Source organism: Candidatus Melainabacteria bacterium RIFOXYA2_FULL_32_9 (assembly GCA_001784615.1).
Taxonomy (GTDB): domain Bacteria; phylum Cyanobacteriota; class Vampirovibrionia; order Gastranaerophilales; family UBA9579; genus UBA9579.
The window spans coordinates 1-9036 of the sequence record MFRQ01000079.1; the positions used below are offsets into that span (position 1 = coordinate 1).

The 9036-nt window shown below is 31.2% G+C and carries 8 protein-coding genes; 3 read left to right on the top strand and 5 right to left on the bottom strand.

The features are described 5' to 3' along the window. Positions 1–33 precede the first annotated feature (33 nt). Together A2255_01860 and A2255_01865 are read left to right on the top strand one after the other, a co-directional pair. A complete protein-coding gene (locus A2255_01860) occupies positions 34–816 on the top strand; it encodes a flagellar motor protein MotA (GenBank protein ID OGI20603.1) in 783 nt (260 codons plus the stop codon). Positions 817–876: 60 nt separating this feature from the next. Beyond that, positions 877–1878: a hypothetical protein gene (locus tag A2255_01865; protein OGI20604.1), complete on the top strand. Its 1002-nt coding sequence runs from the start codon at positions 877–879 to the stop codon at positions 1876–1878. Between the two features lie 78 nt (positions 1879–1956). Here the strand turns inward: A2255_01865 and A2255_01870 are convergent, their stop codons facing one another. The 3 genes from A2255_01870 to A2255_01880 all read right to left on the bottom strand — a co-directional run bounded on the left by A2255_01870 (position 1957) and on the right by A2255_01880 (position 6341). Next, positions 1957–2322, bottom strand: a complete 366-nt coding sequence (locus tag A2255_01870; protein ID OGI20605.1) for a hypothetical protein — start codon at positions 2320–2322, stop codon at positions 1957–1959. Between the two features lie 32 nt (positions 2323–2354). Next, positions 2355–4898: a hypothetical protein gene (locus A2255_01875; protein OGI20606.1), complete on the bottom strand. Its 2544-nt coding sequence runs from the start codon at positions 4896–4898 to the stop codon at positions 2355–2357. Between the two features lie 219 nt (positions 4899–5117). Continuing rightward, a complete protein-coding gene (locus A2255_01880) occupies positions 5118–6341 on the bottom strand; it encodes a hypothetical protein (GenBank protein ID OGI20607.1) in 1224 nt (407 codons plus the stop codon). Here A2255_01880 and A2255_01885 point away from each other — a divergent pair. Beyond that, positions 6327–6719, top strand: coding sequence for a hypothetical protein (locus tag A2255_01885; protein OGI20608.1), 393 nt, complete (start codon positions 6327–6329; stop codon positions 6717–6719). The genes A2255_01880 and A2255_01885 overlap by 15 nt on opposite strands. 229 nt (positions 6720–6948) lie before the next feature. Here the strand turns inward: A2255_01885 and A2255_01890 are convergent, their stop codons facing one another. Together A2255_01890 and A2255_01895 are read right to left on the bottom strand one after the other, a co-directional pair. Beyond that, complete coding sequence (locus A2255_01890) at positions 6949–8106, bottom strand: homoserine O-acetyltransferase (GenBank protein OGI20609.1); 1158 nt, start codon at positions 8104–8106, stop codon at positions 6949–6951. A gap of 139 nt (positions 8107–8245) precedes the next feature. Beyond that, on the bottom strand, positions 8246–8656 hold the full coding sequence (locus A2255_01895) for a hypothetical protein (GenBank protein OGI20610.1): 411 nt from the start codon (positions 8654–8656) through the stop codon (positions 8246–8248). Positions 8657–9036 lie beyond the last annotated feature (380 nt).

Consider the following 9036-nt stretch of genomic DNA (forward strand, 5'->3'; position numbering starts at 1 on the left):
AATTTATTTGAAAGCATTGATTTGGAGTAAAAAATGGATCTTACGTCGATATTGGGTATAGTTATCGGTCTAGGTTGTATTCTTATAGGTCAGGCTCTCGAAGGAGGGAGTATGCAATCCCTCATACAGATAACAGCTGCATTTATCGTGTTTGGCGGAACTGCCGGGGCTGTTATTTTGAGTTATCCTCAGCAGGATTTACAACAAGCTGTAAAAGAGTTAAAAACCGCATTTTTTAATAAAAAAAATGATTATGAGAAAGTTATAGCTGAAGTAGTAGGCTATGCCATGAAAGCAAGAAAAGAAGGGGTTATTGTACTTGAAAAAGAAGCAAGAAATGCCAGTGATCCTTTAATGAAACTAGGACTTGAAGCAGTAAGTGACGGCGCTGATCCTGTTCTTGTGAGAGACTTAATGGAAACTCAATTATTCCAGCTTGAAGAGAGAGTTACAAGAGCAGCTAAAGTATGGGAATCAGCCGGTGGATATTCCCCAACAATCGGTATTATTGGAGCTGTTCTAGGTCTAATTCAGGTTATGCAGAACTTAGCAGATCCTTCTAAGTTGGGTGCCGGGATTGCAGTTGCTTTCGTAGCTACAGTTTATGGTGTAGGGGCAGCAAACCTTATACTTATTCCTTTGGGTTCAAAAATAAAATTTAAGTCTAAACAGGATTTTCTTGCAAAAGAGATTATGATTGAAGGAATCCTGTCAATACAAGCTGGAGAAAGTCCTGCTTTAATAGAAAGAAAATTGCAGGCATTTTTATTAGATAAAAAGGATAATCAGGTAGCAGCTAAACCTGCAAAAGCGTAATTCTATTTAGTTATAATATTTGAATTGTAGATAATTTAATGTTTAAAAGTTAGCAAGAGTATGGGAAAGAAAAAAAGACACGCTGAAGAACATGAAAACCTTGAAAGATGGTTAGTTTCTTATGCAGATTTTATTACACTTCTGTTTGCAACTTTTGTAGTATTATATGCTCTTTCTCAGCTTGACCTTGCAAAGTTTAAAGACTTGAAAGTTTCTCTTCAAAGGGCTTTTTCTGGATCAACTGTAATTCAAGGCGGTGATGGTGTTCTTGAAAAAGCTGGTGAAAATGTTATATCTCAGGGCGCAGATAATACATCAGTTGTTCCATTTTTCGAACATATGCAAGCAAAAGCTGAAGAGAAAACTTTTACTGAAGTTAAGGAAAAAATAGAGGAATTAAAAGGAAAAAATGAGCTTGAAGGTGTAGATACAAGAATAGATGAGAGAGGATTAGTTATTAATCTTGTTGATAGTTTATTCTTTAATTCGGGTAGTGCTGAAATTAAAAAACAAGCTTATCCCGCCTTGCGTAAAATAGGGTATTCTTTAAGAGAAAAATTTGCTGATCATTCAATAAGAGTTGAAGGTCATACAGATAATATTCCTATCCAATCATCTATTTATCCTTCAAATTGGGAACTTTCTTCTGCCAGAGCATCAAGTGTTATTAGATTTATGATTGGTAATTTTGATTTTTCTAAAGCCAAATTTTCTGCTTTAGGTTATGCAGATAGTGTACCCATAGCTCTTAATGATAGTTTAGAAGGCAGAAGTAAAAATAGAAGGGTAGAAATAGTTGTTTTAAGAAACAGGTTTGTTAAGTCTGAACCCAGAAAATTAGGCAATGATAAAGAAAAGCATAAAAAACCGGAAGAAAAGCCAAAACAGAATAATAAGAACGATAAAGTAGGACAAATAAGCGAAGCTGCAAAAAAATTAATGCAAGGTACAGGCCAGACTATTCAGGATGTACTGTTATATCAAGATTCTTATGATAAAGAGTCTGAAAGACTGGCTAAAGAATTAGAATTAATGGAAAAGCAAGTCACAGAGAAGCATTAATATATAACAAAATAGAAAATACAACTGAGAAGCTCTCTTGTTAAAGCTTCTCAGTTGTATTTTCTAAAAATTTGATAATTATATTGTATCTGTAAGAGTTACTTGTACTTTCCCTACATCTCTACTAATAAGTTCTACAATGATTTTATTTATACCATCTTGTAATCCTTTTGCACCATCTAAAAGGCAGGTTATTTCCTGATTTAATTTTACTAATAGAGGGTTTTCATTGTTAATTTGTTCAGCAATAGTTGCAAAGTCTGATGATATGATCTTAATAACCGGCGATTGATAAACTACATCGTTGATTATAATAAAGTTGATTCCGGTAATAATTCCTGGGCCAAGGATATTTTTTAAATCAAAAGCAATTCCTTCAGCAGTTTCTCTTAAACTACCTTTCCGATAAATCCTTTTGAGTAAAAAATCAGGGATAATAGACAAAACGTTTCTCCTTTTATCCTTTTACCACAGGTTTATACTAATTTCTTTAAGTCAACTAAATTATACTGGCCAATATGTCTTATAGTTATAATAACATTATTGTGCTCAAATTTATAGTCTTCAAATCTTTGATAATTATCTTTATTCCATACAAGTAGTGAAATTCGATTTTTTTGCTTAATAAACCCATCAGGCAGATAAAATTTTGTCTGGGGTTCCTTGGTTTTTAAGTAATGTCCAATTAAATTCCCATTTAAGTAGATATTTGCTTTGTCAAAAGATGTTGAATTAAGATCAAGATAAAGAGGTGCATAGATATTTTCTGGCAAATTCACCTCAAAAGATGCTGAAGCCCAGATGAGATAGGAGTTATCCGATGCATCTTCAAGGTTATCAATGTTGATAAAATCCCATTCTTCAATTTCCGGAGTCAAACCGCCCCTGATTCTCCAGCCAATTTCCTTGTATGGCATTGTTTTAAAGTTCAATATACCTCTTGGTAGATTAGGTGCGTTCTCAAAACCCTTATTAAAGCCTAAATTTCGTACTAATACAGTTATTTCATTATCTTTATCTTTATGTAGAATTTTTGTGTCTACATTTATAGTTATTAATTCACTTAATTCTTTACCACAGTCATAATATAGAAAATCATGCTGGAAAATTTGAGTTCCATTAAGGTATATAGCATAGCAGTGTTTAACGTTTAACTCTATTTGCTCTATTATGTTGTGAAAACCCCCTTTATACCAGATAAATTCATCGTAAACCCTGTTAGAAATGCAGTCTAACTTTTCGGGAGATTTAACAAGATTCCAATCTGAATAATCATAATCAATTTCTATCTCAGGAGCACATTTAAAATAAGTCCATTCTAAACCCCGGGTATAATTAAGCTCTTGATTAGTGAGCATATCAATGTTTTTAGCTTGCCAGTCTGAGTTTTTGTTTAAATTTAAGACTTTCACTTCTCTATTTTCACTAAAAGCAGCTTTATAAGGATTATCCATTATAAAATCAGGCCCAATTACAGCTTCATTTTGTATTATCCAGGTTCTATCAGCTGTTTCTTCCTTAAGGAATACAAATTCCGTGACTTTTTCTCCTTTTATGAATTTACAGGAAAACAAGTCTTTTTCCGGCAAATTATTAAATTTGATTTTTAGATGATTAGCTTCTTCTATTTGAATTTCCTGAGGAATTTTTTTATTGTCAAAACCTGATATCAGCATTTCCTGATTTTCATCCAGAAGTAAGAAAATTACTTCATAATTATCTTTCTGGATTCTGGAGAAAATAGATAATCCTGAAAAATCGAGTTTGCAACCATATAAATCGAGATCCATTGGTAATATCTTCATATCAAAGGGTTTTAAGCTTAAATTAAATTGATTCTTTATTTTAAATTCTTTTCTTTCTTCATATAGGTTTCTTATAAACAACCATTTACAATTATTTAAGTTGTCTTGTCTGATTTTTATAAACACTCTTTCATCAGTTTCTTCTAAAAAAGCATCTTCACTAACTGCTACATCAGTTGAGGAAAGATTAAATGCTTGTAAGAAGTAGTTAAGCTCTTTTGCTTTATAATAATTTTCCTGAGGAATACCATACTCAGAGACTGGTGCAGCAAAATCATAAGAGGTATAAACCTCATCACAGGCTAATTGTCCCCAGGAAGTTCCGCCACATCCCATGTAATGATTGAACATTGTTACACCCTGAGATAAGGCTGTTTTAGTAACTATATTTATATGTTCTCTGCCAAATAATTTCCGGATATACTCGTATCCAAAGCCATCCCACTTATCAAACCATCCGGCTTGAAGTTCTGCTATAAATAATGGTGAATCTTCAGAACAGGATCTAATGCAGTCTTCCATATGGTCAATGGTACCAAAGCCATATGGATTGGTGCGCCAATCGTAATTTAAATTTATGGTTGGATAGGTATCAAGAGCATAAATGTTTACTATATCTGAATATAAGCAGGCACAAAAAGCATCGTTATGAAATAACGGAGCTTTTACACCCATAGCTCTTGCCATATCATATAAGTCCTGAATATAATTAGGCTCGGCTTCGTTAGTAGAGTATTCATTTTCGATTTGAAGAGCTATAACATTATGATATTCATTAATTAAAGGTATGATTCTTGAATACCATTCTTTTACTGCCTGCATATAAGAGTTTGAATGTACAAAATCTCCATCTTTTCTGTTCCTGATTATGACATCAGGCACATTAAATAGCCATGGAGGAAGTCCTCCAGCTGAAACCTCAGCATTAATATATGGACCAGGTCTTGCTATTACATATAATCCTAATTCAACTGTAATATCAAGTAATGCTCTTAAATCTTTTATATCGGTAAAATCGTAAATACCAGGTTGTTTTGAATGATAGCCCCAATTGAAATAAAGGTCAACGGCATTATACCCACAGGCTTTTATTTTACTTAACCTGTCTTTCCATACATTAATGCCGGGCACCCTGAAATAATGGAAGGCAGCACTTCTTATTAGCAGTCTTTCACTATCAATTTTTAGAGAATATTTATCAAAATCCAAGATCATATAAATATTTTTACCATTAACCTTATATTTTAGGCAATTGTATTAAAGTTTGAAATCTAATATTAGAAGATATTGAGTAGTATTAGGGACGTAATAAAAAATACGTAAGAATTTTTTATTAAATGATTTTTTCGCTGTCCTTGATACTTTATAATTAAAAAAAGGATGAGTTTAAATAGTCATAATTGCTATTTAAGGGTTCCATTAAGAATAAAATTCTTAATTTCTTAAAATTTCAACAGGGTTTAATTTTGAGGCATAAATGGCAGGAATTAGGCTTGATATTACAGAAAGAACGATTGCTAATAATGAAACACTTAAAATATCTGAAGTTTTAAGATCAATAGTTAAATTTTCTATGTGATATACATCAATAGGCAGATGTATAGGATTACTGAATAAATACCAGGCTAATATAAAGCCAACAGACATTCCTAAAAGAGTCCCGATAATGCCAAGAAATAACCCTTCCAATGAGTATAAAAATAGTAACTTTTGAGGAGTGAAGCCTATAGCAGATAAAATTCCAATCTGATTTTTGTTATTTAGAATTTGTATTGTCTGAGTTATTGTAATGGCAAGACAAGTAATGATTATAAGTAGTGATAATACTGTAAATACGACCTTTTTTTCAAAGTTAACAGCATTAATAAGAGCTTTATTGTCATCTTGCCAATTAGTAATTTGTATTTCGGGGTTAGTTGAGAGTATTTTTTGCGCTAGAATTTTTGCTTTGTTTGGATTATTAAGCCAAATTCCCTGATATGAGCTTGAAGTTGAGAATAGGGAGTCTTTTTCGAGATTTACTATATTTATATTCGGAGTAATTATAGTTGATGAATCGAAATTGTATAATCCGACTTTAAAGATTCCTGATACTTTTAGAGTAACAAAAGACGCCGGATCAGTCAGAATTTGAAGCTCATCCCCGACTTTAACGCCAAGATTTTCTGCAAGTTTATTTCCGATAATAATTTCCTGACCTTCAGGATATTTGCCGACTAATAAATTTTCAGGTTGCAACAACTGAGATAAAAATTTTGATTCTGTACCTTTTAAAATTACTCCTTGAGTAAACTCACTTTTTGGGTTTATAGCAAGAGCTTGAAGCTCTTTTATATGAATAATTTTAGCTATTTCTTCTTTTAATCCGGATAGATCAACATTATCGTTAATCATTATATTTATTTGAGGAGAAAAAGATATTATTTTATTAACTAATCTTGTCTCAAAGCCATTACATAAAGCTAAAGCAATATTTAAAGCACAAACACCAGCTGCAATCATGGCTATAATTAGCCCGTTGAGAGCTTTTTTGTACTTAAATCTTGATTTTATAATTAAAAAAATAGCTTTCATATCTTTTGCATTATATAGAGTTCTTGTAATAATATTATAAAAATATTTGAAATAAATTAGGAGGATAAGATGAAATTTTTGCATACGATGATAAGGGTTTCTAATATTGATGAATCACTTAAATTTTATCAGGAAGTTCTTGGTTTAAAAGTCTCAAAGACAATGGAATTAAAGGATAAAGCAACTCTATATTTTATGACTGATGAGAGAGGTTGCTGTGCAATAGAATTAACATACAATCATACTTTACCGGAAGGTGGCTATAATCACGGAAGTTATTTTGGGCATCTTGCTTTTGAGACAGAAAATATGGATAAATTCACTGAAAAGCTTAAGCAGCATGGTATGGATTATGATAGAGCACCTTTTAATATAACCGAAGAAGGTCCAAAAATTGCTTTTATTAATGATCCTGACGGTTATTCCATAGAATTGATCGAAAGAAAAAAAGAATATTACTAAAACTCAGATTGTTAGTTAAAAACCTATCCAGAAAATAAAAATTGTACAGTTGTCATTGCGAAGATTCCGAAGGAATCTGTGGCAATCTGTCCATTTTACAATTAAAAGCTATTATTCAAAATAGATCACTATGTCGATATTAATGTACAAATTTAATTATTTGTTGGACTGATTGATGATTTGATAATGTGGCTAAGCCACTCAGTTTACGTTGTAGCACTACTAATATTTAATTATATAATTTATCAGTTACAGACTTTAAAAAACCCTTCACCATCTTAGCTTGCTGCTTATACTCAAGCAAAAATGCATCGTGCCCGTAAGGAGATTCTATATCACAATAAGTTACTTCCTTATCAATTTTCATCAGGGTTTTTACAATATCTTTTGATTGTTCCGGCGGAAATAACCAGTCTGATGAAAATGAAATTACAAGAAATTTAGCACCAATCTGTTTAAAAGCTTTGGTTAAAGAACCATATTTTTGAGGAATATCAAAATAATCCATCGCTTTTGTTATGTAAAGATAACTATTTGCATCAAAACGATCTACAAAGCTCTTGCCCTGATATCTTAAATAGCTCTCAACCTGAAAATTTATATCAAAACTAAAATCCAGCTCTGTCTTATTTTGAAGTTTTCTGCCAAATTTTTGGTGCATGGATTCTTCACTTAAATAAGTAATATGCCCGATCATTCTGGCAATCGCAAGGCCCATTGCAGGAGCTTCACTATCATAATAATTGCCATTATTCCAGTTAGGATCAGATATAATTGCACTTCTTCCTACTTGATTGAAAGCAATGCCTTGAGCTGATAATCTGCTAGTAGAAGCAATAACTATAACTGATTTTACCATTTCAGGATAATTAATAGCCCATTCCATTGCTTGCATGCCACCCATTGATCCACCGGTAACACTTAAAAGACTTTGTATTCCAAGATAATCAATTAATTTCTTTTGGACTTTAACCATATCTTCCACGGTAATCATAGGAAAAGTAAGAGCATAAGGCTTTTGAGTTTCAGGATTAATAGAAGCAGGGCCCGTAGTGCCTTTACATCCACCAAGAATATTTGAACTAATAATAAAGTACTTATTAGTATCAAAAGCTCTACCTGGGCCGATCATATCATCCCACCAACCCGGTTTTTTATCTTCCTGAGAATGATAACCCGCAGCATGTGCATCCCCGGATAAAGCATGGAGAACTAATATAGCATTATCTTTATTCTCGTTTAGTTTCCCATAAGTTTCATATGCAACGGTTATTGGTCCAAAATCCAAGCCATTTTCAAGCTTAATTTTTTCAGAAAACGAGTAATACTTAGTTTCAACTATTCCGACTGAATTATCTAAGTTATTAAGCTCTTGTGAAGTGGTCATTTCTTGTTTACCTTTATCCTAGTGTATATATTTATTTTACTATTTAATTAACAAATCAAAGAAATTTTATTATCTAAATTGTCTATTTAAAAAGCTAAAATATAGACAATTTAGATAATAAAAAGAATTAAAAATCCGCTTAATTTTGAGAAATGACTGATTTAAAAGATAATTTCGCTAAAGTTTTCATAGATTCTTTAGAAGGTTGCAATTCTATGGGAAGGTATGATAATTTTCTAACTGCTTCAAGGTTATTATTGATAAATTGCTTAGTAAAATCTCTTATTTCAGTATCATCCATATCAGTTCTTATCTGCACATCTAATATGGTTTCTTTAATAAGTTCATAGCTTTTTTCTCTTATTGTTTCAAGATATGCCAATATTTTAAGCACAGTTTCTCTGGATTCATTTTCATATATAGCTTTAAATTGAGGATTATCATAAACCATTTTTAAAACTTCTCTATATGGTTTTAATTGTGATGGTTTAAACTTAGCACCAAAAGAATTAAATTTAGTATTATATTTTGAAATTAACGTAGTAGCCATATTTCTTAGCCTTTTTATATATAACTTACTTTTTTATTTTTACTATAATTTATTTATCCTATATTAAGAGAAAAATAAATAGGATGATAAGAAATAAAAAGTTTTTTAATAATTCTTATCTTAAATAAATTATTTTTACTTAGCATTAATAATAGCAACTTTTAGTTTTTACGTTTTTTATAGTACTAATAATTCATAAATATGGATAAAGGAATGATATGATTCAATTAAATTCAATGAATACTAACTATAGAGCATATAATAAAACATATAAAAACACTTATAATCCTATAACTCCTTCTTTTAAAGCAGGTTTACCCGAACCTTCAAATAATATTTATACAAAAAGTTGGATAAAAATAGTTATTGCATTGTTAATT

Excerpts from the sequence above, each read along its gene's own strand:
- A2255_01890 (OGI20609.1), bottom strand. The coding sequence starts at position 8,106 with ATGACCACTTCACAAGAGCTTAATAACTTAGATAATTCAGTCGGAATA.
- A2255_01875 (OGI20606.1), bottom strand. The coding sequence starts at position 4,898 with ATGATCTTGGATTTTGATAAATATTCTCTAAAAATTGATAGTGAAAGA.
- A2255_01880 (OGI20607.1), bottom strand. The coding sequence starts at position 6,341 with ATGCAAAAATTTCATCTTATCCTCCTAATTTATTTCAAATATTTTTAT.
- A2255_01895 (OGI20610.1), bottom strand. The coding sequence starts at position 8,656 with ATGGCTACTACGTTAATTTCAAAATATAATACTAAATTTAATTCTTTT.
- A2255_01860 (OGI20603.1), top strand. The coding sequence starts at position 34 with ATGGATCTTACGTCGATATTGGGTATAGTTATCGGTCTAGGTTGTATT.
- A2255_01885 (OGI20608.1), top strand. The coding sequence starts at position 6,327 with ATGAAATTTTTGCATACGATGATAAGGGTTTCTAATATTGATGAATCA.
- A2255_01865 (OGI20604.1), top strand. The coding sequence starts at position 877 with ATGGGAAAGAAAAAAAGACACGCTGAAGAACATGAAAACCTTGAAAGA.